22 protein-coding genes are annotated in these 23,003 nt (G+C 71.1%); 15 read left to right on the top strand and 7 right to left on the bottom strand.

Features of this window, described 5'->3' with window-relative positions:
- Positions 1-55 precede the first annotated feature (55 nt).
- Complete coding sequence (locus tag D8M39_RS07245; RefSeq protein WP_238694001.1) at positions 56-790, bottom strand: IclR family transcriptional regulator; 735 nt, start codon at positions 788-790, stop codon at positions 56-58.
- On the opposite strand from D8M39_RS07245, the gene D8M39_RS12755 reads away from it, so the two are divergent.
- The 3 genes from D8M39_RS12755 to D8M39_RS12765 all read left to right on the top strand — a co-directional run bounded on the left by D8M39_RS12755 (position 783) and on the right by D8M39_RS12765 (position 1,940).
- Positions 783-1,175 carry a hypothetical protein gene (locus D8M39_RS12755; protein WP_194074924.1) on the top strand — a complete coding sequence of 131 codons (393 nt, stop codon included), beginning with the start codon at positions 783-785 and terminating at the stop codon, positions 1,173-1,175. The genes D8M39_RS07245 and D8M39_RS12755 overlap by 8 nt on opposite strands.
- A 65-nt stretch (positions 1,176-1,240) precedes the next feature.
- Entirely contained in the window at positions 1,241-1,669 is a 429-nt protein-coding gene (locus D8M39_RS12760) for an MFS transporter (protein ID WP_194075023.1), read from the top strand.
- A gap of 49 nt (positions 1,670-1,718) precedes the next feature.
- Positions 1,719-1,940: a hypothetical protein gene (locus D8M39_RS12765; RefSeq protein ID WP_055084548.1), complete on the top strand. Its 222-nt coding sequence runs from the start codon at positions 1,719-1,721 to the stop codon at positions 1,938-1,940.
- A 15-nt stretch (positions 1,941-1,955) separates the two neighbouring features.
- On the opposite strand, the gene D8M39_RS07255 is transcribed toward D8M39_RS12765, so the two are convergent.
- Positions 1,956-3,104: a MauE/DoxX family redox-associated membrane protein gene (locus tag D8M39_RS07255; RefSeq protein ID WP_126874737.1), complete on the bottom strand. Its 1,149-nt coding sequence runs from the start codon at positions 3,102-3,104 to the stop codon at positions 1,956-1,958.
- A 356-nt stretch (positions 3,105-3,460) separates the two neighbouring features.
- On the opposite strand from D8M39_RS07255, the gene D8M39_RS12565 reads away from it, so the two are divergent.
- Entirely contained in the window at positions 3,461-3,601 is a 141-nt protein-coding gene (locus tag D8M39_RS12565; RefSeq protein ID WP_153245901.1) for a hypothetical protein, read from the top strand.
- A 13-nt stretch (positions 3,602-3,614) separates the two neighbouring features.
- Here D8M39_RS12565 and D8M39_RS07260 read toward each other — a convergent pair whose 3' ends face one another.
- From D8M39_RS07260 to D8M39_RS07270, 3 genes are all read right to left on the bottom strand, one after another.
- Positions 3,615-3,911: an acyl-CoA carboxylase subunit epsilon gene (locus tag D8M39_RS07260; protein WP_094393611.1), complete on the bottom strand. Its 297-nt coding sequence runs from the start codon at positions 3,909-3,911 to the stop codon at positions 3,615-3,617.
- Complete coding sequence (locus D8M39_RS07265; protein ID WP_094393612.1) at positions 3,908-5,491, bottom strand: acyl-CoA carboxylase subunit beta; 1,584 nt, start codon at positions 5,489-5,491, stop codon at positions 3,908-3,910. Before D8M39_RS07265 ends, D8M39_RS07260 begins: the two co-directional genes overlap by 4 nt.
- Positions 5,492-5,718: 227 nt before the next feature.
- Complete coding sequence (locus D8M39_RS07270) at positions 5,719-6,012, bottom strand: YciI family protein (RefSeq protein ID WP_094393613.1); 294 nt, start codon at positions 6,010-6,012, stop codon at positions 5,719-5,721.
- 244 nt (positions 6,013-6,256) lie between these two features.
- On the opposite strand from D8M39_RS07270, the gene D8M39_RS07275 reads away from it, so the two are divergent.
- From D8M39_RS07275 to D8M39_RS07290, 4 genes are all read left to right on the top strand, one after another.
- The gene (locus tag D8M39_RS07275; RefSeq protein WP_126874738.1) at positions 6,257-7,291 is read left to right on the top strand and encodes a biotin--[acetyl-CoA-carboxylase] ligase; all 1,035 of its coding nucleotides are present in this window, start codon (positions 6,257-6,259) and stop codon (positions 7,289-7,291) included.
- Positions 7,288-7,830, top strand: coding sequence for a hypothetical protein (locus tag D8M39_RS07280; protein WP_055084538.1), 543 nt, complete (start codon positions 7,288-7,290; stop codon positions 7,828-7,830). The genes D8M39_RS07275 and D8M39_RS07280 overlap by 4 nt, the downstream gene beginning before the upstream one ends.
- A 67-nt stretch (positions 7,831-7,897) precedes the next feature.
- Positions 7,898-9,052 carry an adenylate/guanylate cyclase domain-containing protein gene (locus D8M39_RS07285; RefSeq protein WP_094393615.1) on the top strand — a complete coding sequence of 385 codons (1,155 nt, stop codon included), beginning with the start codon at positions 7,898-7,900 and terminating at the stop codon, positions 9,050-9,052.
- A complete protein-coding gene (locus D8M39_RS07290) occupies positions 9,049-9,966 on the top strand; it encodes a PP2C family serine/threonine-protein phosphatase (RefSeq protein WP_055084534.1) in 918 nt (305 codons plus the stop codon). Before D8M39_RS07285 ends, D8M39_RS07290 begins: the two co-directional genes overlap by 4 nt.
- Before the next feature lie 240 nt (positions 9,967-10,206).
- Here D8M39_RS07290 and D8M39_RS07295 read toward each other — a convergent pair whose 3' ends face one another.
- Both D8M39_RS07295 and D8M39_RS07300 read right to left on the bottom strand, forming a co-directional pair.
- Complete coding sequence (locus D8M39_RS07295; RefSeq protein ID WP_055084532.1) at positions 10,207-12,321, bottom strand: acyl-CoA dehydrogenase; 2,115 nt, start codon at positions 12,319-12,321, stop codon at positions 10,207-10,209.
- 50 nt (positions 12,322-12,371) lie between these two features.
- A complete protein-coding gene (locus tag D8M39_RS07300) occupies positions 12,372-13,052 on the bottom strand; it encodes a TetR/AcrR family transcriptional regulator (protein ID WP_232300291.1) in 681 nt (226 codons plus the stop codon).
- A 70-nt stretch (positions 13,053-13,122) separates the two neighbouring features.
- Here D8M39_RS07300 and D8M39_RS07305 point away from each other — a divergent pair, with 70 nt between their 5' ends.
- The 7 genes from D8M39_RS07305 to D8M39_RS07335 all read left to right on the top strand — a co-directional run bounded on the left by D8M39_RS07305 (position 13,123) and on the right by D8M39_RS07335 (position 22,910).
- Positions 13,123-14,487, top strand: a complete 1,365-nt coding sequence (locus D8M39_RS07305; protein WP_055084528.1) for an acetyl-CoA C-acetyltransferase — start codon at positions 13,123-13,125, stop codon at positions 14,485-14,487.
- Positions 14,488-14,536: 49 nt separating this feature from the next.
- Positions 14,537-15,919, top strand: coding sequence for a 3-oxoacyl-ACP reductase (locus D8M39_RS07310; RefSeq protein ID WP_055084526.1), 1,383 nt, complete (start codon positions 14,537-14,539; stop codon positions 15,917-15,919).
- A 4-nt stretch (positions 15,920-15,923) separates the two neighbouring features.
- On the top strand, positions 15,924-16,994 hold the full coding sequence (locus D8M39_RS07315; protein WP_126874739.1) for a MaoC/PaaZ C-terminal domain-containing protein: 1,071 nt from the start codon (positions 15,924-15,926) through the stop codon (positions 16,992-16,994).
- 226 nt (positions 16,995-17,220) lie between these two features.
- Positions 17,221-19,509: an NAD-dependent DNA ligase LigA gene (ligA, locus tag D8M39_RS07320; protein ID WP_126874740.1), complete on the top strand. Its 2,289-nt coding sequence runs from the start codon at positions 17,221-17,223 to the stop codon at positions 19,507-19,509.
- A gap of 7 nt (positions 19,510-19,516) precedes the next feature.
- Complete coding sequence (locus D8M39_RS07325) at positions 19,517-20,374, top strand: inositol monophosphatase family protein (RefSeq protein ID WP_055084521.1); 858 nt, start codon at positions 19,517-19,519, stop codon at positions 20,372-20,374.
- A gap of 429 nt (positions 20,375-20,803) precedes the next feature.
- Positions 20,804-21,526 carry a transglycosylase family protein gene (locus D8M39_RS07330; RefSeq protein WP_126874741.1) on the top strand — a complete coding sequence of 241 codons (723 nt, stop codon included), beginning with the start codon at positions 20,804-20,806 and terminating at the stop codon, positions 21,524-21,526.
- Between the two features lie 187 nt (positions 21,527-21,713).
- Complete coding sequence (locus D8M39_RS07335) at positions 21,714-22,910, top strand: FAD-binding oxidoreductase (RefSeq protein ID WP_126874742.1); 1,197 nt, start codon at positions 21,714-21,716, stop codon at positions 22,908-22,910.
- Positions 22,911-23,003: the final 93 nt, after the last annotated feature.

Genomic DNA, 23,003 nt, shown 5'->3' on the forward strand with positions numbered 1-23,003 from the left:
CTCCGACACGGACAAGCACCGTCGCGCTGGCCGGCCCCGCCGGCCAGTGGCGGGGTCACCGTTCGGGCAGGACCAGTCCGAGTTCACGCGTGGCGTCGAGCAGCGCGGGAACGTGCTCCTCGAGCTGGGCCACCGTGCTGCGGAACAGGGGAGCCGCAAGTGTCACCGCGCCCAGCAGCCGCCCGGACGGGGTCAGGACGGGGGCCGCGATCGCCACCATCCCGAGGTCGTTCTCCTCGCTCTGGGACGTCCAGCCGCGCTCGCGGGCGGTGGCGACCTGTCGGGCGAGCTCCTCCCGGTCCGTGAGCGAGTGCGCGGTGCGCGGCTCGAGCTCGATGTCCCGCAGCAGTTGCTGGCGAGCGGCGGGCTCGGAGAACGCGAGCAGGATCTTTCCCGACGCCGTGGTGTGCAGTGCCGCGCGGTCGCCCGGATCCGTGGTGGTCCGGAACTGGGGTCCATCCTCCTTGAGCACGCTCAGGGCCCTGTCCCCGTCCAGCACATGGAGTACGGAGCTTTCCCGGGTGCGTTCGGTGAGACGCTGCAGCACGGGGGCGGCGGAGCCCTCGAAGCCCTGGTTGGAGGCCACGGCGTGGGCCAGCTGGAACACGCGCAGTCCCAGGTGGTAGCGCTTGTCCTGCGCGTCGTAGCGGGCGTACCCCGTGCCCACGAGCGTGTTCAGCAGCCGGTAGCACGTGCTGAAGGGGTGGGACGTCTTGCGCGCCATCTGGGCCGCAGTAACGCCGTCCGGGTGCTCTCCGAGCAGGGCGAGGGCGTCGAGGGCCTTGACCACGGTGCCGGCCTGGTGGCCGGTTCCGCCCCTGCCCCTGGTGGTTGTGGGTCCGCCCGACGTCGCCGCGTTCCTGGGCGGGGTGCTCGAGTACCACGACTTCTTCGGCTACGCGACGGCTGCCTCCGTGGTCTTCAGCCAAATCTTCTTCCTGGCCTGCGATGCCACGATCGCGCTGATCCCAGTCCTTCGCGATCTTCGGCGTGGGCGACCTTTTCCGTCCCCCGGGCGCATTCGTCTTCGGACACCTGGGCGAGAAGATCGGGCGCAAGAACATCTGGTCATCACGCTCGTGCTGATGGGCGCGGCCATCTTCCTGATCGGCATGCTCCCGGACTTCCACAGCCTGGCCACTGGGCGCCCGCGCTGTTCGTGCGGCTGCGCGTGATTCCGGGTCTCTCCGCCGGGGGTGAGACAGCCGGAGCGTCGTCGTTGGCCATGGAGGAGTCCCCGGTGGGGCACCGTGCGTTCTTCCCGAGCTTCGCGAGGAGCGGCATCTCCGACGGCCTCGTGATTTTCCGGACCCACTTCGCGCCGTTCGCGCAGGTCGCCCTGATGTCCTTCCAGACAGTCACCAACACTTTCATGCAGGCGTTCGGCCTGGCATGCGCCACGCAGGTCGTGGGGATCCCCACCGCGGCCATGCCGTGGGTCAGCAGCGTGGGCAACGTGTGCGCGATCGCCACGCAGCCGCTGTTCGCCAGGTTTTCCGACAGGTTCGATCGCAAACCCGTGTTCCTTGCGGGTGTCACCGGCTCCGCCGTGCTGATCTTCGGGTCCTTCACCGTGCTTTCTCCAGGCAACATCCCCGTGGTGTTCCTGGCAAGCACGCTGATCACGGCGGGCAACTACGTGCTGTCCAACTCCGTGTACCCCGGCTAATTTCCAGAGCTTTTTAGCGTGCGCGTGCGGTATTCGGGCATGGCGATCGGTGCAGATCGGCATTCTGTGTGCGGGCTTCACGCCCTCCCCTGGCACGGCTCTGGCGGGCGGGGATCCCGCCAACTGGGTCCCTGTGGCATGGATCGTGGCGGGCTCTTCGACCATCGCGATCGTGGGCGCGCTGTGGGCGCGGGAGACCTACCGCACGCCCCTGGACCGGCTGGGCCGCGGCGTCCACCACCCGCAGGCCGGGGAGGCGCTCACCCGGTAGTCCGCGTCCGCTGACTCAAGCGGTGAACCGGTCCTGCAGCTCCTGCAGCAGCTCCAGGACAACGCCTCCACCCACCACGGGCCCGCCCGCGAGCAGGCCGTCCGCGCCGAGCACCACGGCCCATATGGTTGCGGTCTGCTCGAAGACGACGGCGGCGGAGGAATCCGCGTCCACGAGCCCCGCCGCCCGCAGTGGGGCGGGGAGCAGGTCAAGGCTCTCCTCGCGGGAGACCACCGTGTGCAGGGCCACAGGGCCCAGATGGTCGCCGAGGGTTGCCAGTCGCTCGATCACGGGCACGCATTCGCCGCGCGTGGGGTTCACGAAGAACAGGGCACGCGCCTCGATGGCCGCCAGTGCGCGCAGGGTCACGGAGCCACTTTCGCGGTTTCGCAGCACTGTGTGGGGGATTGGGGCGCGCTCGTAGTCCGCTTCGAGATCTGCTTCGTTGTCCGTGCTGTCCGTGCTGTCCGTGCTGTCCGTGCTGTCCGTGCCGACGACGCCGTTGCCCGCCGCCGCGGCCTCCTCCGGCCCCGCACCGTGGCCCGTCGCCGTGAGCGGCGCCGTACGCAGGGAGGTTGTTTCGGCGTCGTCGTACCCGCGTCGAGGCGGCAGCGGAGGCAGCTGTGAGACGTCGGGCGCGGAGCGGTCGCGGCCGTCGCGCTCGGCCCAGAGGCAGAGCAGGAGCAGCAGGACCGGGACGAGCAGGGCGAGTCGGGTCCCCCACGGCAGCGGGACCACCGGGCCGCGGGGCTCGGTCACCGTCACGGCGAGCAGGGCGAGTGCGGCGACCATCGTGAAGGCCGTGTTGCGCACGACCGTGCGTGCGGAGACCGGCGCCCGGGACAGCGCGCCGAAGCAGCCGCACGGGGCGGGATCGGGCCGGCGGGACTCGGGCACCACCGCCGCAGTGAACAGGACAAACAGTGTCAGAGCCGCGGCGCTCGCGAGCCACAGTAGAGCGCCAGCGGTGAGCACCAGTGCGAGGGCCACGAAGATCTCCACCCACGGCAGCACTTCACGGAGCCATCGGCCACGCAGGAACCGGGGGAGGGGAAGTCCCGCCACGAGCTGCAGGCTCGCACCGGGGGACACGAGTTTGGCTGTCCCGCTCACGAGCAGGACTGCGGCGAGGGAGACGAGGAGGGAGAGGGGGAGGGCGGTCACGCGCCCATTGTCCCAGGCAGGTGTCCCGGGCGGGTCCGGCACCGCCACCAACGCTGTGTGTTCCATGACATGTCATGCAGCGTGGCGCGCAGCAGAAACGGAGTCCCCGAGAAGGTGCCCCTCGACGCGTCCGATCCGTCGGGGGTTCGGGCGCCGGACCCTCGCCAAGGACGCGGTGTGGGCGGTGCCAACGATAGCCCTGGCGGTGGCGGCGCCCGCCGACGCCGCCTCGCGGGCGTCTGTGGCGGCTACGAGCGCAGCCTCGAACAGGGGTCAGGAACGGTCAACTACCAGATGCTGGTGGTCTCGCTCGGCATCCGGGCATCCAGTCCCAGTTCCCCGAGATCCTGGACAGCGTGCTGAGCGCGATGGAGGTTGCCCGTTGTGGAGACAACAACGGCAACGACTCCTCCACCATCTCTGTGGACAAGTCGAGTGCGTACCAGCTTCCTGCGGGCCAGAACCCGGTCGCCGTGGTTGTTCCTGCCCACGCGTGAACGGCTTCCACGGTCACCGCTCCGGCTGTGCCCTCCGCCACGCACCCCGGCCGGGGCGCAGCCGCAGACCCAGCCGCAGCCGGCGGGACTGCGCCTTGGGGGTTTTGCGGGGCGTGGCCCCGCCGCTCTTCTCCTCCGCGGCCGGCTGGGCGCTGAACAGTGCCACGAGCACTGCGAGCTCCTCTGGCGTGGGGTTGCCGCGGGTGACCGTGAACAGGGGGTCCTGCTGACCTGTGGCCTCGGGCAGCGAGGCCACAGCGGCGGTGCGGGGATCGATGCCCGGGAGCGCCGGTGCGCTGGAGACGCTCACAGCGGGATGTTCCCGTGCTTCTTGGCCGGCTGGGACGCGCGCTTGTCCGCGAGACCGCGCAGCGCCTTGATGATCTGCTCGCGGGTCTCCGAGGGGCAGATGACCGCGTCCACGTAGCCGAGCTCAGCGGCCTGGTAGGGGTTGAGGAGGTCCTCCTCGAACTTCTGGGCCAGCTCGGCGCGCAGGGCGGCGTCGTCCTCGCCGTTCTCCTTCGCGGCCTTCAGATCGCGGCGGTAGAGGATCTCCACCGCGCCCTGCGAGCCCATCACGCCGATCTGCGCGGTGGGCCACGCCAGGTTGATGTCCGCACCGAGCTTCTTGGAGCCCATCACGATGTACGCCCCGCCGTAGGCCTTGCGGGTGATCACGGTGACCAGCGGCACCGTGGCCTCGGCGTACGCGTAGAGCAGCTTGGCGCCGCGACGGATGATGCCGTTGAACTCCTGGTCCGTGCCGGGCAAGAACCCGGGGACGTCCACGAACGTGAGAATGGGGATGTTGAACGCGTCGCAGTGGCGCACGAAGCGGGCGGCCTTCTCGGACGCAGCGATGTCCAGGGTCCCGGCGAACTGCATGGGCTGGTTCGCCACGATCCCCACGGTGTGGCCTTCCACCCGGGCGTAGCCGACCATCACGTTGGGCGCGTAGAGCTCCTGGACCTGCATGAAGTGGCCGTCGTCCACGACCGTCTCGATCACGGTGCGCATGTCGTAGGGCTGGTTCGCGGAGTCCGGGATGAGCTCGTCCAGGGCGAGGTCCTCGTCCGTGGTCTCCTCCACCTGGTCGTGCTCCAGCACGGGGCTGTCCTGCAGGTTGTTGCCGGGCAGGAACTCGAGCAGCTCGTGCACGAAGTCGAAGGCGTCCTGCTCGTCTGAGGCCAGGTACGCCGCCGTGCCCGTGCGCTCGTTGTGCGAGCGGGCGCCGCCCAGGGTCTCCATGTCCACGGTCTCGCCCGTGACGGTCTTGATGACGTCCGGGCCGGTGATGAACATGTGGGAGGTCTTGTCCACCATCACCACGAAATCGGTCAGGGCGGGGGAGTAGGCGGCACCGCCGGCGCACGGGCCCATGATGAGCGAGATCTGCGGGACCACGCCGGAGGATCGCACGTTCATGCGGAAGATGTCCGCGAACATCGCCAGGGAGGCCACACCCTCCTGGATGCGCGCGCCGCCGCCGTCGTTGATCCCGATCACGGGGCAGCCGTTGCGCAGCGCGAACTTCTGGACCTTGACGATCTTCTCTCCGTTGACCTGGGAGAGGGAGCCGCCGAACACGCCGAAGTCCTGCGAGTAGACCGCCACGAGGCGCCCGTCCACGGTGCCGTAGCCGCTGACCACACCGTCCCCGAGCAGCTTCTTCTTCTCCATGCCGAACATCGTGCTGTGGTGCACGGCCAGCGCGTCGAACTCCACGAAGGACTCGGGGTCCAGCAACATCTCGATGCGCTCGCGCGCGGTGTTCTTCCCGCGCGAGTGCTGCTTCTCCACCGCGCTCTGTCCTGCAGGCACGGCGGCCTCCTCGCGGCGCTGCCGGAAATCGGCGATCTTGCCTGCGGTGGTGGACAGGTCGTGGCTCATGGGACCTCGCGTTGTCGAGACGGATGACGGGGCGGGCAGCCGCGCGGGTGCCCAGGATCGGGTTCCAGTGTAGTTGCAGCACTCCCGGGCATGTTTGTAGAGGTCCCACAATCTGTGCGGCTTTTCTTGCCCGTGGGCACGCTGTTCCCGTCCGGGCCTCCGGTGGATTCCTCCGGACGACGACGCCGCAGCGCCGGCCTCCGCGCACCACTCCACCCCTGCGCGTCTCAGGAGCCCTGCGGCGCCCCGCCCACGGAGCCGATGGTCACGTTCCACGGCTGGATCTCGTGCTCGGTGACGGCGCCGTGCACCACCAGGGGGTCCTTCGCCAGGATCTCCTCGACCTCCCGCTGGGAATCCGCCGAGAAGATGATCAGGGCCGCGTCGTCCCCCAACGGCCCCGAGGCGAGATTGCGTCCCTGCTCGTTCAGCTCACGGAGGTAGGCGCGGTGCGCGGGGCGGTGCTCGGCGAGGACCTCCTGTGGGCCGCCGTAGATGTAGGTGAGGGCAAAGATGCTCATGGGGTTCCTCTCGTGGACTCTCGTGGTGCGCCCTAGCATAGGTGGGTCCCTCGTGCGCGGAGCGGGGACGCGAACCGGGAGCCGAACCGGGGCTCGGGCCGGGACCGGTTCGGTTCGCCCGCGGTGCCGGGCGAACTCGCAGGTGGTGGCCGCTGTGGAGGTCGGGGACCCCACCTAAAATGTCACGGGTGCGGGCATGCCCCCGTGCCCAGGACCGCAGCAGAAGAGCAGAAATAGAGGACCCATGGACGCCACCACCGAACAGCCCGCCGCGGACTACCGTGCCGAGGACGCGGCGCGCGCTCTGCGGGGTGCCGGGTGGGGCGAGGTCGAGGTGCTGGACACGGTGGCCTCCACGAACGCGTGGCTCGCGGAGCGGATCGCGGCGGCGGCCCGGGATCAGACTGGTGGGGGAGCGTCCCACGGGGCCACCCTCGCAGAGTCCTCGCCCCGACGGGCAGCGCCCCGAGATTCCGCGCCCTGCGCGCCAGCACCCGGAGACGCCGCGCCCGCAGGGTCCGTGCCCCGTGCGGTGGTGGCCGGGTTCCAGGCCGGCGGGAGGGGCAGGCTGAACCGCCAGTGGGTGACACCGCCCGGCACCGCGGTGACCTTCTCCGTGGCGTGCGTGCCGGTGGACCACGCCGGACGCGCCTGGAGTCCTGAACTCGTCCCGTGGCTCACCCTGCTCATGGCGCACGCCGTCACCGGTGCGGTGCGGGACCTCACCGGCGCACCTGCCACCATCAAGTGGCCCAACGACGTCCTGGTCCACGACCGCAAGCTCTGCGGCATCCTGGCCACCATGGTCCCAGCCGCGGCAACCGGCGGTGCAGGAGCAAGCAGCGCCCCCACGGTGGTTGTGGGCGCGGGCATAAATGTCGCGCAGACCGAGCTGCCGGTGCCCACCGCCACGTCCCTGCGCCTGGAGACCGTCGCCGGTTCCTCCACTGACGACGTCGCCGTCCCCACCCGCCCCGCCGTGCTCACCGCCGTGCTGGAGCACCTCGCGGACCTGCTGGCGCGCGTGGCCGAGGACCCCGCCCGGGAGCTCGGCCCCCACGGGAGCGTGCGGACGGAGATCGAGGAGCGGCTGGACACCATCGGCCGCCGCGTCGCGGTGCAGCTGCCGGGCACGGACCAGCCCGCCGTGGGCACCGCCGTGGGCCTCGGCGCCGCCGGTCAGCTGGTGGTGCGGGGACAGGACGGTGCCCTGCGGGAGTTCTCCGCCGGCGACGTCGTCCACGTGCGTCCCGCGGCCGGGCAGGGGGCCCGCGCGTGAGCCGCTCCGGCACGCTGGCCCTAGCGCCCGGGGAGGAGACGGTGGTGGCCACCCGCGCGCACCCCCTGAAACTCGTGGGCCCCGCGCTCGCCGCCTGGCTGATCGTGCTGTGCTACTCCGCCCTGAGCCGCGTCCTGGACCTGACCTGGCGGCCCACGGACACCCCCTGGACCACCGTGCACACCTTCGTGGGATGGGTGCTCGCGCTCGCCGCGCTGCTGGCCGCGTGGCGCTTCGTGGTGGCGCCGGTCTGGCGGTGGCTGCGCACGCGCTTCGTGCTGACCACCCGGCGACTCGCGCTCGTGGGCCCGCCCGTGCGCAACGGGGAGGTCGCCCTGCCCCTGGAGGCCCTGCGCTCTGTCCGGGTGACCCGCGGGGCCACGACGCCGGGCGAGGCCCGGGAGGGTCTGGACCGGGGCACGGTGCTCGCGGACTTCGGCCACCTGGGAGGTCTCAAGCTCTCGGGCTGCCCCCAGCCGGCACGCTTCGCGCAGCTCGTGCGCGAGTCCGCGGCGGGCGCGTCCAACTCGTGGGCCTAGAGTGGTGCAGACAACACCGTCGTGCCGGTACCCGCCGGTAGGTACAACACCCAGCAAGGAGGACCGCGTGGCCGATGCCCCCTCTGACGACCCGCAACGGTTCACGACGGGTCCCCAGACAGAGCAGCTGAACCTGAACCTGAACAACCCCGTGCAGTCCAACCTGTACGGCTCGGAGGAGTCCCAGGCGGCGGTGCGCCACCTCGACTCCCTGCTGCTGGGCTCCCAGCGCAACCTGCGCCGTCGTGAGGCCGCGCGCGAGGCCGGCCTGTCCACCGCGTCGGCCCGGAAGATCTGGCGCGCCCTGGGCTTCCCCAACCTCAGCGACGACGACGTCTACTTCACGGGCGAGGACGTCCGCGCCCTGGACGTGGTCTCCAATCTCGTCCAGGAGGAGAAGCTCAGTGAGGAGGCGGCGCTGTCCCTGGCCCGCTCCGTGGCCCAGCTGACGGACCGCATGGTCGTGTGGCAGATCGAGGCCCTCGTGGAGGACATGGTGGCCCACCGGGACATGACGGACGCCGCCGCCCGCCGCGAGCTGCTGCGCCTGCTGCCCGAGCTGCTGGAGCCTCTCGAGCAGCTGCTGGGCTACGCGTGGCGTCGACAGCTCTCGGCGGCCGTGCAGCGCCTCGCGATGCGGGGCGAGCGCGCGGACGGTTCCACCGTGAGCCTCAACGACGCCGATCCCGGCGGCGGCGCGCTGCCCCTGGCCCGCGGCGTCGGCTTCGCGGACCTCGTCTCCTACACCTCCCTGTCCCGGCAGATGAACGAGCGCACGCTCGCGAACCTCGTCCAGCGCTTCGAGAAGCGGTGCGCGGAGGTCATCTCGATCGGCGGCGGGCGCGTGATCAAGACCATCGGGGACGAGGTCATGTTCCTCGCGGAGACCCCGGACGGCGGCGCGCAGATCTCCCTGGCGCTGGCCCGGCTCATCCGGGACGACCCCCTGCTGCCGCAGGCGCGCGTGGCGTTCGTGTGGGGGCGCGTGCTGCCGCGGCTCGGGGACCTCTACGGACCCACGGTGAACCTGGCCTCCCGGCTGGTGGCACTCACGGAACCGGGCGGCGTGATGGTGGACGCCTCCACCGCCAAGGTCCTGGACGGGGACGAGCGCTTCGTCCTCACCTCCCAACCCACTCGCAACGTGCGCGGCTTCGGGGACGTCCGCCCGGTGTCGATCAGTCAGGGCCGCGGGCCCCTCCTCGAGGAAGAGGTCGAATGAGCGAAGCACTCACGATCCGGTCGGGCGGAGTCACGGACCGCGGCCTGCGCCGCGAGACGAACGAGGACGCCCTGATCGTGACCGACACGATGTGCGCCGTCGCGGACGGCATGGGCGGCCACGAGGCCGGCGAGGTGGCCAGCGCCCTGTGCGTCGCCACCCTCGGGGCCTCGGAGCTGTTCTCCCTGGACGACTTCCACGACTACCGGATCGTGGAGCCCGAGCCGGGGTCCGACGTCGCCCGCTTCCGCGCGACCATCGACCGCCAGCTCAAGCTGGACCCGGACGTCCCCAACGGGGCGCTGGACGCCGTGCACCGCGTGCGCTCGGTGCTGTGGGAGGCGGACCAGGCCATCCAGGCGCAGTGCGGCACCCGGGCCGGGACCACCGTCACCGGGGCGTGGCTCGTGGAGATCGAGGGCACGTGGCTGTGGATCGTCTTCAACGTGGGGGACTCCCGCACCTACCAGCTCACGGGTCCGCTCGTGGGTGAAGACGTCACGGCGACCTCCGGCCCGGTGGGGGTCACCCAGCTGACCGTGGACCACTCGGAGGTGCAGTACCTGGTCTCGATCGGGCAGCTGACTCCCGCCCAGGCGCTCGTGCACCCGCGCCGCAACGTGATCACGCGGGCACTGGGCACGGGACAGATCTGGGAGCCGGACGTCATCGTGGTGCCCGCGGTGCCGGGCCAGCGGCTGCTGATGTGCTCGGACGGTCTCACCGGTGAGCTCTCCCCGGCGCACATCGCGCGCGTCCTGCACTCGGTGCGCCACCCCAAGGAGGCCGCGGACGTGCTCGTCCAGGCGGCCCTGCGCACCGGCGGCCGGGACAACGTGACGCTGGTGGTCGCGGACGTCCTCGACGCCGAGGACCCGGCGGCCCACACGAGCACCATCCCGCGCGTCCGCTGAGCCAGGCGCGGCGGCAGGCTCCCACGAGGACAGACCGGTTGCGCTGCCCGGTCTCGTCACGGTGGGGCCGGGCCATCTGACCGGCAGAGACATGCGAGAGCGGCCCCGCGACGTCGTCCTCCGACGACGCCGCGGGGCCGCTCCACGTGCGGGGCCCGTCCGCGCTGCTCGCGCCGGACGGGCCCTCCACCACGGCGTCCGTGCCCGCGCGCCGTCAGGGCGCGGGCCCGGACGGACCGGTCAGGCGTGGTGGCCGCGCGTCTGGGCTCCCGGGTCCTTGGCGGGCTTGGGCTCCTTGACGGGGGCGTCACCGCTGGCGCGCAGCCGGCGGTAGTAGTCCTCCGCCTCCTGCTGGCGCTCGGCCTCCACCGTGCCGCCGATCTCCGCGCGCAGCAGCTCGGGGGAGAGCCCGAAGGCGTCCACGAGCTCCAGCGAGTACGGCCGCAGCCGCGCGATCAGGCGGTTGATGTAGGACTCCAGTGCCCGGCCGCGGCGCATGGACAGACGGCCGTAGGAGAGGTACCAGGCCAGGTCCTGCTCGATCAGGTGCAGACCGAAGAGGTCCCGCAGCCACGTGAGCACGCGCTTGGTGTCCGGGTCCTCGATCTTCTCCAGCCCGGCGGTGAACGCCTCCCACTGCAGCAGCTGCGCGTGGGAGCGGGCCGCCTCGAGCAGTCGGTTCTGGTTGCGGTTGAACGCCTCGGCCTGCTCGGTGCGGGACTTGCGACCCACGGCGCGCAGCTCGTCCGCAACGTCACCGACCATCGTCTGCACGCGGTCCGTGAGCAGCGCGCGCTGGGCGGCGGGGTCGCGCAGGGCGTTGACGGACTTGCGGGAGTCCCCGGTGTCCGAGAACGCCTGGGTGAGCTTGCGCAGGCCCGAGCGGTTGAACCCGGCCTCGGTCGCGCGGTCCGCCACGTAGCGGGCCATGACGCCCACGTCCGCGTTCTTGAACTCGGCCGAGTAGTCGTTGAGCAGGCGCTTGGCCACGAGCTGCAGCAGGATCGTGTTGTCACCCTCGAAGGTCACGTACACGTCCAGGTCCGCGCGCAGCTCCACGAAGCGGTTCTTGGCCATGAAGCCGGCACCGCCGCACGCCTCGCGGCACTCCTGCAGGGTGTCCAGGGCGCTCCAGGTGGACATGGGCTTGAACGCCGCGGCGAGGGTCTCGAGCTCCTGACGGTTGCCGTCCGACTCGTCCTGCCCGGAGAAGACCTCGTGGAACTTGTCCAGCAGCTGCTGGTGCGCGAACGTCATCGCGTACGTCTCCGCGATGCGGGGGATCAGCCGGCGCTGGTGGCGCTGGTAGTCCAGCAGGGTCTGCTCGCGGATGTCCGAGTCCGTGGTGAACTGGCGGCGCTGCTCCGCGTAGCGCACGGCGATGCTCAGCGCGGCCTGGTTGGCGATCGTCGCCGCGCCGTCCAGGGACACACGGCCCTGCACCAGGGTGCCGATCATCGTGAAGAAGCGGCGGCCCGGGGAGGGGATGGGGGAGGAGTAGACGCCGTTCTCGTCCACGTCCCCGTACTTGTTGAGCAGGTTGGTGCGGGGCACGCGCACGTGGTCGAAGTGCAGGCGGCCGTTGTCGATGCCGTTGAGCCCGCCCTTGCGGCCGTCGTCCTCGCCGCCCACACCGGGCAGGAACTCGCCGTTCTCGTCGCGCAGCGGCACGTAGAGGCAGTGCACGCCGTGGTTGGTGCCGTTCACGATCAGCTGCGCGAACACCGTGGCGGCGCGCCCGTGCAGCGCGGCGTTGCCGAGGTAGTCCTTCCAGGCCGCCTTGAACGGGGTGTGGATCTCGAACTCGTCCGTCTCGGGGATGTACGTGGCGGTAGTGCCGATCGAGGCGACGTCCGAGCCGTGGCCGATCTCCGTCATGGCGAAGGCGCCGGGCATGCTGAGGTCCAGGATGGCCGGCAGCCACTTCTGGTGGTGCTCCTCGGTGCCCAGGTTCAGCACGGCGGAGCCGAACAGGCCCCACTGCACGCCGGACTTGATCTGCAGGGAGGGGTCCGCGAGCACGAGCTCCTCGAACGCGGAGAGGTTCGCGCCGGGGCTCATGGCGCCGCCCACGCTCTCGGGCATGCCCAGGTACTGCGGGCCGGCCTCGGTGAGCAGCTTGAGCTGCTCCAGGGTGGTGGCGCGCTGGTCCGCGACCGTCTGGTCGTACTTGGACTGGAAACGGGGGTCCTCGGCGCGCTTGCGGGCCGCCAGGCGGGCCTCGGGCCAGCGCCCGAGCAGGATGGCGCCGAGCTCGGCGGTGTCGATGCCCGACGGCGCGGTGGCGCCCTCCTCGGGCAGGTCCTCGATGCGATCGGTGTCCGGAATGGTTCCGCTGACCGAAGTGGTGGACATGGTGACTCCTGAGTCTCTCGTGGACGGACGGTCCGTCCTGGGTGCGGGTCCTAGGGGTGGGAAGTATGGGAGGCGACGGCGTCGTCGGGGACTGCCGACGGGGCACCGCTGCCCACGGGGCGCAGGCCTTCCACGGCCCACGCGGTGATGATGCTGCTCATGTCGTGGCGGTCCGGAAGCCCCGGGCTGTCACCCTGCGCGAGCCACGCCTCCCCGGCACCGCGGACCATGCCCACGGTCGAGGAGGCCCAGCACCGCAGCACCGCAGCACTCATCACCTCGTCGCCGTGCAGGCGCAGATGCTGCTCCACGAGCAGGTCCCGCACGGAGTCGACGAAGCGCTCGATGGTGGAGTCCTGCTCGTCCGGGGCGGTCACGACGAAGCGGTAGACCTCGGCGGAGCCCGCCACGGAGCGCAGGTACTCCGAGACCAGTGCGTGGATCATGGCGGCGAACGTGTCCGCCTCGCTCGCGGCGGCCACCATGCGGCGACGCATGCGGGTCACGAAGTACTCGCCCACGGCCGCCTGCACGCCGGCCTTGTCCTTGAAGTACCGGTAGAACACGGACTTCGAGGTGCCGCACGCGGTGGCGATCTCCTCCATGGAGATGGCGGCGCCGTGCGCGGCCACGGCGTCGCGCGCGGCCGTGATCAGCTCGGTGCGCCGCCTGGCGCGGTGTCGCTGCCAGCGGCTGTTCCTGCCGTCGACGGGGTTCGTGACCTGTTTCACGATACCGAGAGTATCAGCTACTCTGGGTTTCAAGTGATCCACATCGCACACACCCTCAGGAGGGACCCCCATGTCCGAGAACACCCAGAAGCCGAACGCCACGTCCACGCCCGCCGCGGGCAAGCACGCCTCGAACGGCGTCGGACCCCGCCCCGTGGTGGTCGCCGGCAACCGCATCCCCTTCTCCCGGGCCGGCGGCGCGTACGCGAACGCGTCCAACCAGGACATGCTCACCGCCGCGCTCGACGGTCTCGTGGCCCGCACCGGGATCGCCGGTGAGCGCCTGGGCGCCGTGGCCGCCGGTGCTGTCATCAAGCACTCGCGCGACTTCAACCTGACCCGCGAGTCCGTGCTGGGCTCCGCGCTGGACCCGGCCACCCCGGCCTACGACGTTCAGATGGCGTGCGCCACGGGCATGGAGACCGTCAGCTCGATCTCCAACAAGATCCGCCTGGGCCAGATCGAGGCCGGCATCGCCGGCGGCGTGGACTCCTCCTCGGACGCGCCCATCGCCGTGAGCGAGCGGCTGCGCCACGCGCTGCTGCGCCTGCAGCGCGCCAAGACCACCGCCGAGAAGATCAAGGCGTTCAAGGGCCTGCGCCCCGGTGACCTGGCTCCCTCGGTCCCCACCTCGGGCGAGCCCCGCACGGGTCTGAGCATGGGCGAGCACCAGGCGATCACCACGCTGAAGTGGGAGATCACCCGCCTCGCGCAGGACGAGCTGGCCGCCGCGTCCCACAACAACCTCTCCGCCGCGTACGACCGAGGGTTCTTCGACGACCTCATCACCCCGTTCAAGGGCCTGTCCAAGGACAACAACATGCGTGCGGGCTCCACCGTGGAGAAGCTCGGCACCCTCAACCCCGTGTTCGGCAAGAAGCTCGCGGGGGAGGCCACCATGACGGCCGGCAACTCCACCCCCCTCACGGACGGCGCCTCCGCCGTGCTCATCACCACGGACGAGTGGGCCTCGGACCACGGCCTGACCCCGCTCGCCGAGGTCGTGGACAGCGAGGCCGCCGCGGTGGACTTCGTGACCGGCAACGAGGGCCTGCTGATGGCCCCGGCCTACGCCGTCCCGCGCCTGCTCGCCCGCCAGGGCCTCACGCTGCAGGACCTGGATCTCGTGGAGATCCACGAGGCGTTCGCCTCCACCGTGCTGTCCATCATGAAGGCGTGGGAGTCCCCCGAGTTCTGCAAGGAGCGCCTGGGCCTGGACAAGCCGCTGGGCTCGATCGACCGCAGCAAGCTCAACGTCAACGGCTCCTCGCTCGCCACCGGCCACCCGTTCGCCGCCACCGGTGGTCGCATTGTGGCCTCCACGGCCAAGGAGCTCGCCGCGCGCGCCAAGGCCGAGGGCAAGCCGCAGACCGCGCTGATCTCGGTGTGCGCCGCCGGCGGCCAGGGCGTGGCCATGCTGCTGCGCTCGGCCTGAGCACCGCACGGCAACCGCGAGACAACACGAGATCTGGGAGAGACGAACAGTGACTGACACATACCTGGACATGGTCAACTCGGGGCTGGGGAAGCAGGTCGCGGGCAAGCTCGGGCTGCCGCGCCCGGTGACCCTGCGCCGATTCAAGGCCGGTGCGGACTTCCCCGAGGGCTCCGTGCTGGTGCTCGGCAAGGGCCGGGCCGCCGACGCCGCCGCGAAGGACCTGCTCGCGTGGGACCTCGACGTCCGGCGCACCGCGCAGGACGTGGACCGCGTGGGAGCCGTGGTCATCGACTACACCGAGGCGCAGAACCCCTCCGAACTGGGCGGACCGGCGCTGGAGCTCGCCTCTGCGCTGCGCAAGCTGCGCCGTGGCGGCCGCGTGATCACGCTGTCCCGCCCGGCGCTCGGGATCGGGACCGGCGCGGCGTCGGGCACTGCGGCGAACGCGGAGGCCCTGAGCCCCGCCGTCTCCGCGGCCCGCCAGGGCGTCGTCGGCATCCTGCGCTCCGTGGCCCAGGAGATGCGCGGCGGCGTGACCGCCAACGGCGTGCTGATCGCTGACGGGGTCTCCCCGGACGCGGCCAGCGTGACCGGGGCCATCCGCTTCTTCCTCTCCGGGCGCAGCGCGTACGTGGACGGCCAGTTCCTGACCGTGAGCGACGACCGCGGGGACGCCGGCGTGGACTGGGACCACCCGGTCGCCGGCAAGATCGCGGTGGTCACCGGTGCCGCCCGCGGTATCGGCGAGCAGGTCACCCGCACCCTGGCCGCCTCTGGCGCCACGGTGATCCCGGTGGACGTCCCCATGGCCGGCGACGCGCTCAGCAAGCTCGCCAACGAGCTGCGTGTTCCCGCCCTGCAGCTGGACGTGACCGATCCGCAGGCCGGGCAGAAGATCCTGGACCTCGTGACCGCGCGCTACGGCCGTCTGGACCTCGTGGTCCACAACGCCGGCATCACGCGGGACAAGATGCTCGCGAACATGGACGCCGCCAAGTGGGACTCCGTGCTCGCGGTGAACATCGAGTCCCAGCTGCGGATCAACGAGACGCTGCTCGCTTCGAAGGACCTTGGGCCTGCCCCGCGGATCGTGTGCCTCGCGTCCACGAGCGGTGTTGCGGGCAACCGCGGCCAGACCAACTACGCGGCTTCCAAGGCGGGCGTGATCGGTCTCGTCGCGGCCACGGCCCCGCTGATCGCGGCGAAGGGCGGCACCATCAACGCGGTGGCCCCCGGGTTCATCGAGTCGGACATGACCGCCAAGATCCCGGCGGCCCGCCGCCAGATCTCGCGCCGCCTGAACTCGCTGCAGCAGGGCGGACTGCCCGTGGACGTTGCACAGGCCATCACGTTCCTGCTCTCGGACGCCGCCGGCGGCATCAACGGCCAGACGCTGCGCGTGTGCGGCCAGAGCCTGGTGGGGGCGTGATCGCATGAGCGAGGAGCTGCCGGGACTGCCCGGCGACTACGAGGTCGAGCTGCTGCGCGGACCCGTCAAGCTACCGGGGCTCTACGCCACGGCGGGCGCGCACGCGGCGGCGTCGGCGCTGACCGGTGCGGCGTCGTCGGCCACCCGCAAGGTGCTGCCCGCCCTGCGCAACTCGCCCGTGAAGAAGGTGCTGCCCGCGTCGCTGCGCGGGGAGGCTCCGGAGCGCGTGGACGCGTCCCTGGAGCTGCCGCGCGTGGCCCGCGAGGTGCGCGGACTCAGCGCGGAGCCCGAGTGGCACGAGAAGTTCTGCCGTGTGGTGCACGCAACTCCGCACCCCGTGGCGCCCGGTTCGGAGCTCAGCGCCGTGTTCTCGGGGGCGCTGCACGCCCTCGCGTTCCCCGTGGCCATGTCCGTGCTCACCCGCCCGGACTTCCCGCTGCCCGTGCTCGGCATGGTGCACCTGAGCAACACGGTGCACCACGTCACGGACGTGGCGGTCGGCGAGCCCGTCACCGCCACGGCGTGGGTGGAGAACCTGCGAGCGCACCGTTCCGGAACCATGGTGGACGCGGTGGTCACGCTGGGCAGTGAGGACGGCGACGTCGTGTGGGCCGGCCGCTCCACGTACCTCGCCAAGGGGGTCCACACCGCGATCGCCGGGCAGTCACCGAGCACCGGCGACTCGGGGGAGACCGAGAAGCGCGAGGAGTTCACGCCTCCGCACCCCACGGGTGAGTGGCGCCTCGGCGCCGGCACGGGACGTGAGTACGCGGCGGTCAGCGGCGACTACAACCCCATCCACCTCTCGGACCCGTCCGCGAGGGCGCTGGGCATGAAGTCCGCGATCGCGCACGGGATGTACACGGCGTCGCGCGCCCTCGCGATGACGGGCGTGCCCGCCGAAGTCCCGTTCGCGTGGTCGGTGGACTTCGCCACCCCCGTGCGGCTCCCGGCCACGGTGGCCGTGGCGGTGGACGACGACGATCGCGGCCACTCCTGGCGCGGCTCCACCGTGGACGTGTGGGACCCCAAGCGCAACCGCCCCCACGCGCAGCTGCGGGTGAGCGCCCTGTAGCGCAACCCAGCGCACGGTTGCGACGAGCGCCGCCCCCGGACCGCTGCACGAGGTCCGGGGGCGGCGCTCGTCGTCGTTCGGCTCGGGCGGCGTGGGCCCGCAGGCGCGGGCCTCTGGGCGCGGGCTCGACGGCGCGGCGTCGTCCCCGGTGCGGCACGGGGCCCACTGTGGGACCGTGCCGGGGGCGCGGACTCAGCGTGTCGGCGTCGTGGGTCACAATGGTCCGGTGAGCACAGACACAGCCAAGACCGCGCAGCGGGCCACGGACGCGAACGGGCAGGACCTCAACCCGGAGGAGCCCAGCGAGGCGCTGCGGGAGCAGTACGCCGAGCTCTCGGACCGGGTGCGGGCGGCGCGAGCCGCCTACTACGTGCACGACCAGCCGGTGATCTCGGACGCGGAGTACGACGCCCTGTACCGCGAGCTCGAGGAGTTCGAGGCGCTGCACCCGGAGCTGAAGGCCAACGACTCGCCCACGCAGGAGGTCGGCGGAGAGGTCGGTGCGGCGTTCAGCCCGGTCACTCACCTGGAGAAGATGTACTCGCTCGAGGACGTCTTCTCCACGGATGAGCTCGTGGCGTGGCTGGAGCGGGCGCAGCAGCAGGTCGAGCAGCTGCCCGGGGCACCGGAGGTCGCCTGGCTCAGCGAGGTCAAGATCGACGGTCTCGCGGTCAACCTCCTCTACCGCGACGGCGTGCTCGTGCGCGCCGCCACGCGCGGCGACGGCACCACGGGCGAGGACATCACGCACAATGTCGCGACCATCAAGACGATCCCGCAGCGGCTCACCGGTGAGGACTTCCCGGAAGAGGTGGAGGTGCGTGGCGAGGTGTTCATCTCCTCCAAGGACTTCCGCGCGCTCAACGAGACGATGGTGGAGGAGGGACGGGCCCCGTTCGCGAACCCTCGCAACGCCGCGGCCGGTTCACTGCGCCAGAAGGACCCGGAGGTCACCGCGCGGCGGCCGCTGTCCATGTTCGTGCACGGCATCGGCTACGCCCGCGGCTTCGAGCTGACCACGCAGTCCGAGGCCTACGACGTCCTCAAGGGCTGGGGGCTGCCCGTGAGCCCGTACTCCCGGGTGCTCTCCTCCGTGTCCGAGGTCCTCGAGTTCATCGCCGAGTTCGGGGACAAGCGGCACAGCCTGCTGCACGAGATCGACGGCATCGTGGTCAAGGTGGACGACCGTCGCACGCAGTTCCGGCTGGGCTACACCTCCCGCGTGCCGCGCTGGGCCGTGGCGTACAAGTACCCGCCGGAGGAGGTCAACACCAAGCTCCTGGACATCCTCGTGAACGTGGGGCGCACCGGGCGCGTGACGCCGTTCGGGTTGATGGACCCCGTGCGGGTGGCCGGCTCCACGGTGGAGATGGCCACGCTGCACAACCAGGACGTGGTGAAGGCCAAGGGCGTGCTGATCGGGGACACCGTGGTGCTGCGCAAGGCCGGGGACGTGATCCCGGAGATCGTGGGACCCGTCGTTGCCCTGCGGGACGGTTCCGAGCGCGAGTTCGTGATGCCCACCGAGTGCCCGTCCTGCGGCACCCCGTTGCGCCCCGCCAAGGAGGGGGACGTGGACATTCGCTGCCCCAACGCGCAGACCTGCCCGTCCCAGCTGAAGGAGCGCGTGAACCACGCGGCCGGGCGCGGTGCGTTCGACATCGAGGCGCTCGGGGAGGAGGCCGCGAAGGCCCTGACCCAGCCCGTCCCGCTGGACTCCCCGGACGGCACCGACTTCTCGGCCCCGCCGCTGCGCAACGAGGCCGGGCTGTTCGACCTCAGCCCGCAGGACCTGCGGGACGTCATGGTGTGGCGTGACTCCCGGCTCACCGTCAAGGACCCCGAGACGGGCGAGAAGGTGCAGCGGGTCACGCCCGAGCTCGTCCCCTATTTCTGGACCAAGCCCACGAAGGCCAGGCCGAGCGCCCCGTCCAAGACCACGGAGCAGATGTTCGCGCAGCTGGAGAAAGCCAAGGACACAGACCTGTGGCGCGTGCTGGTGGCCCTGTCCATCCGGCACGTGGGACCCACGGCGGCTCGCTCACTGGCAGTGGCCTTCCGCAGCATGGACGCGATCCGCGCGGCGGACCAGGAGACCCTCGCCGGCACCGACGGCGTGGGTCCCGTGATCGCCCAGGCGGTCATCGAGTTCTTCGAGGAGCCGTGGCGGCGCAACGTGGTGCAGACCTGGGCCGCGGCGGGGGTCCGCATGGAGGAGGAAGTGGACGAGTCCACGCCCCGCACCCTGGAGGGGGTCACCGTGGTGGTCACCGGTTCGCTGAAGGGCTACAGCCGCGACTCAGCCAAGGAGGCGATCCTGGCGCGCGGGGGCAAGGCGTCCGGGTCGGTCTCCAAGAAGACGGACTTCGTGGTGGCCGGAGAGAATGCGGGCAGCAAGCTGGACAAGGCCGAGTCCCTGGGCCTGACGGTCCTGGACGAGGCGGGCTTCGACGTGCTGCTCGCGCAGGGACCGGCGGCGTTCGAGGACGCCGCGGCCGCGACAGAAGAGGAGTAGACCGGTCATGCCTGACGCACTGGAGGGGCTGGGTCCCGGGACGGACGAGCTCGAGGACCTTCTGGCGGTTGCGCTGGAGGCGGCGGAGGCGGGCGCGCAGGTGCTCCGCGGCAGGGACGCTGCCCAGCTGAACGCGGTGAACAAGTCCTCGGACGGGGACTGGGTCACGGCCTTCGACGTCGCCGCGGAAGAGGCCGTGGGCGAGGTGCTGCGTCGGGCCCGGCCGTACGACGCGATCACGGGGGAGGAGTCCGGAACCTACGTGCCGCCGCGGCGCTCCGGCGTGCGCTGGTCCGTGGACCCCCTGGACGGCACCACGAACTTCATCCGGGACATCGTCTACTACGCCACCTCGGTGGCCGCGTGCGACGACCACGGCAACTGGCTCGTGGGGGTCGTTAACGCTCCCGCCCTGGGGCGCGTCTACTACGCCGTGGCGGGCCTGGGCGCCTGGGTGCGTCGCAACGGCGGGGACACCCGGCTGACCGGCCCGGTGCCCTCGCGCCGGGGCGCCCTCTACGGGACGGGCTTCTCGTACGACGCCGCGGTGCGCCGTGAGCAGTTCGGCACCTTCCTGGAGACGATGGAGAACTTCTCGGACATGCGCCGACTGGGAGCCGCGTCACTGGACCTCTGCATGGTGGCGGAGGGGACCCTGGACGGGTACTCGGAACGGGGGCTGCACGAGCACGACTGGGCGGCCGGCGCCCTGATCGCCCACGAGGCCGGGGCGGTGGTGGAACGCCCCGATCTGCCCCCGCCCCCGGCGCTGTGTGAGCAAGAGCATACAGATGCGAGTGCAATGGTGAACGCCTACGAGAAGGCCCGTGTGGCCAGCGTGATCGCGGCGTGGGCGGCCAACTGAGCGGCGGATATCACACCGTTATGCACCGGCTATCGCTCCGTTACCGGGGCGTGACCGTCGTGCGAGGTTGACCTCTCCAACGGGGGTGCCCTAGCGTGTCACGAGTTGAAGGGCCCCGTGGGTCGTGATACGAGCCCACGACTGGGGTTGTCCCCAGAAGTGGCATAACGAACTTGTAACGCTGCACTTGGCTAAGCGCGGAATGTTACGCTATCGTTATCAACAACTTCCTCAGCGGACTTTCGTGAGCGGAAGTTCGCTACCGGACCACTGATCCGTGGTCTGGACTGTGCTGGATGCTGCTGCAACACCGTACGTCGTCTGTATGGCAGCATTCCGTAGTTTCTACCCCTAACACCAACTGTCAAGGGTAGACGACGGCGCGAAGACCCCCGGGGACGGGAGCGAGCGTAGGTGGCCTTACGGAGCATGATGAAGACTTCAACCGCTATTCGCCGTGGTGCCGCTGCTGTCGTGATGGGTGGCGTGGCCGTCGGTGCCTTCGCCGTTCCCGCCAACGCCGCTCCGAGCCTCGACGCAATCAAGCAGTGCGAGTCCGGCGGAGACTACCAGGCGCTCAACGCCTCCTCCGGTGCCTCCGGCGCCTACCAGTTCCTCGACAGCACCTGGGCCGGCATGTCCCAGTCCGCGGGCTACGCCCACGCCGCGGATGCGCCTGCCGCCGTCCAGGACGCTGCTGCCGCCGAGCTCATGGCCCGCTCCGGTGCCAGCCAGTGGGAGTGCTCCTCCATGATCTCCTCGGGTTCCTACTCGGCCCCCGCCGCCGCCGCGTCGGTGTCCACGCAGTCCTCCTCCGTCCAGGAGGCCGCCCCGGTCGAGCAGGCTGCCCCCGCCGCGCAGCAGGCCGCGCCGGTGAAGGAGACCGCACCCGTGCAGGAGACCGCGCCCGCTCAGGAGTCCGCTCCCGTGGCCCAGGCACCGGCTGTGGAGTACTCCGCCCCCGCTGCCCCCGTGCAGCAGGCTGCTCCGGCTGCCGGCACCTACACCGTGCAGGCCGGCGACACGCTGGGCACGATCGCCAACAAGCTGGGCGTCAACGGCGGCTGGGAGGCCCTGTACGCGGCCAACTCCGGCTCCGTGGCCGATGCCAACCTGATCTTCCCGGGCCAGGTTCTCAACATCCCCGCCTGATTTCAGGCACTCGTCCCCCGGGACGAGCCGGTCGTGACGCTGAGCTGATCAGCAGAACGCCCACTCGGAACCCCGTTCCCGCCGTCGTGGCGGGGGCGGGGTTTCTGCGTTGCCGGCCCCCGGGGGCGGGCCTGGGCATCGGAAGCGAGGTCAGGGCGGGCGTCGGAACAGGTGCCAGAATGGGCCCATGTGCCAGGAGATCGTGATCATTGGCGGCGGGATCGCCGGACTGTCCGCGGCGTCGGAACTCGCCAGGGTCCGGGGGACAGGACGGGGGATCCTGCTGCTGGAGGCCGAAGAGGACGTTGCACGGCACACCTCCTCCCGCTCGGCGCAGCAGCTGATCCCCGGCTACGGCCCGGCGCCCGTGCTGGAGCTGACGCGCTGGAGCATCGACCAGATCCTGCGGGCCGGTGAGGAACTGGCGGCGCCGCTCGCCTGGCCGAGCGCGTTCGTGGTCGCCGGTCGCCCGGAAGACGTCGCAGCCATGACGGCCCCTGGGATGCGGTCGCTCAACCGGGACGAACTCGTCGAGCTCTGCCCCGAACTCGCGACGAACCCCGAGCGGTACCCCGTGGCGGCCATCGACGACTCCGCTGTGAGAACGGATGCCACCGCGCTGGTGGCCTGGCATCGTGCACGGGCCGAGGCCGCCGGGGTCGAGATCCGCACGGGCGCGCGCGTCGTGGGCCTCACCCCGCAGGACGGAGGGACCTGGGTGCTCGACGTCGCCGGCCCCGGTGGGACGGCGGCGAGGGAGGAGGCGGCGGTGCGGGCCCGTACGGTGGTCAACGCCGCGGGTGCGTGGGCCGAGCAGATCGGCGCGCTGGCCGGTGTCACTCCTCAGGAGCTCCAGCCCTACCGCCGGACTGCTGCGCTGGTGACCCTTGCGGAGCCGTTCGCGCCCGAGCCCCCCATGGTCGACGACGCCGCGCAGGACTGGTACTACCGCCCCGACACGGTGGGGGCCATGATTTCGTGGGGTGAGGCGGAGCCGAGTGACGCCTGCAACGCGACTCCCCATGAGGGTGCCGTGGCCTCGCTGGCCGAGACCCTCGAACGGGAGACTGCCCTCCGGATCGCCGGCACGGTCAAGGAGTGGACCGGTCTGCGCACCTCCCGACCGGGCGACGTGCCGGTGTGCGGCTGGGATGCCGCCGCTCCCGGGTTCTTCTGGCTGGCAGGCCAGGGCGGCTACGGCTTCCAGACCAGCTCTGCGCTCGCACGGGCCACCGCGGAACTCGTCGTCCAGGGGCGGGTGGGTTGGTGGCTGAGCGCGGACACGGTCGAGGCGCTTTGCCCGGCGGCCAGGGATGCGGACGTCGTCCTGCGGTGCCCCACCGGCACTGACGGGAACCCCGCTACCGGGGGAGCGGCGTTGTAGACCGCCCCGATCTCCTGCTGCCTGCCCGCAAGCTCAAGCACGCCGCGTTCGTGACGGGCAAGCGTGCCCTGCGGCTGTGGAGCACCATCGTGT

The sequence above is a fragment of the Kocuria sp. HSID17590 genome (genome assembly GCF_003989485.1).
GTDB lineage: Bacteria > Actinomycetota > Actinomycetes > Actinomycetales > Micrococcaceae > Kocuria > Kocuria salsicia.

Excerpts from the sequence above, each read along its gene's own strand:
- D8M39_RS07335 (WP_126874742.1), top strand. The coding sequence starts at position 21,714 with ATGTGCCAGGAGATCGTGATCATTGGCGGCGGGATCGCCGGACTGTCC.
- D8M39_RS07275 (WP_126874738.1), top strand. The coding sequence starts at position 6,257 with ATGGACGCCACCACCGAACAGCCCGCCGCGGACTACCGTGCCGAGGAC.
- D8M39_RS07315 (WP_126874739.1), top strand. The coding sequence starts at position 15,924 with ATGAGCGAGGAGCTGCCGGGACTGCCCGGCGACTACGAGGTCGAGCTG.
- D8M39_RS07265 (WP_094393612.1), bottom strand. The coding sequence starts at position 5,491 with ATGAGCCACGACCTGTCCACCACCGCAGGCAAGATCGCCGATTTCCGG.
- D8M39_RS07295 (WP_055084532.1), bottom strand. The coding sequence starts at position 12,321 with ATGTCCACCACTTCGGTCAGCGGAACCATTCCGGACACCGATCGCATC.
- D8M39_RS07305 (WP_055084528.1), top strand. The coding sequence starts at position 13,123 with ATGTCCGAGAACACCCAGAAGCCGAACGCCACGTCCACGCCCGCCGCG.
- D8M39_RS07325 (WP_055084521.1), top strand. The coding sequence starts at position 19,517 with ATGCCTGACGCACTGGAGGGGCTGGGTCCCGGGACGGACGAGCTCGAG.
- D8M39_RS07270 (WP_094393613.1), bottom strand. The coding sequence starts at position 6,012 with ATGAGCATCTTTGCCCTCACCTACATCTACGGCGGCCCACAGGAGGTC.
- D8M39_RS07290 (WP_055084534.1), top strand. The coding sequence starts at position 9,049 with ATGAGCGAAGCACTCACGATCCGGTCGGGCGGAGTCACGGACCGCGGC.
- D8M39_RS07330 (WP_126874741.1), top strand. The coding sequence starts at position 20,804 with ATGATGAAGACTTCAACCGCTATTCGCCGTGGTGCCGCTGCTGTCGTG.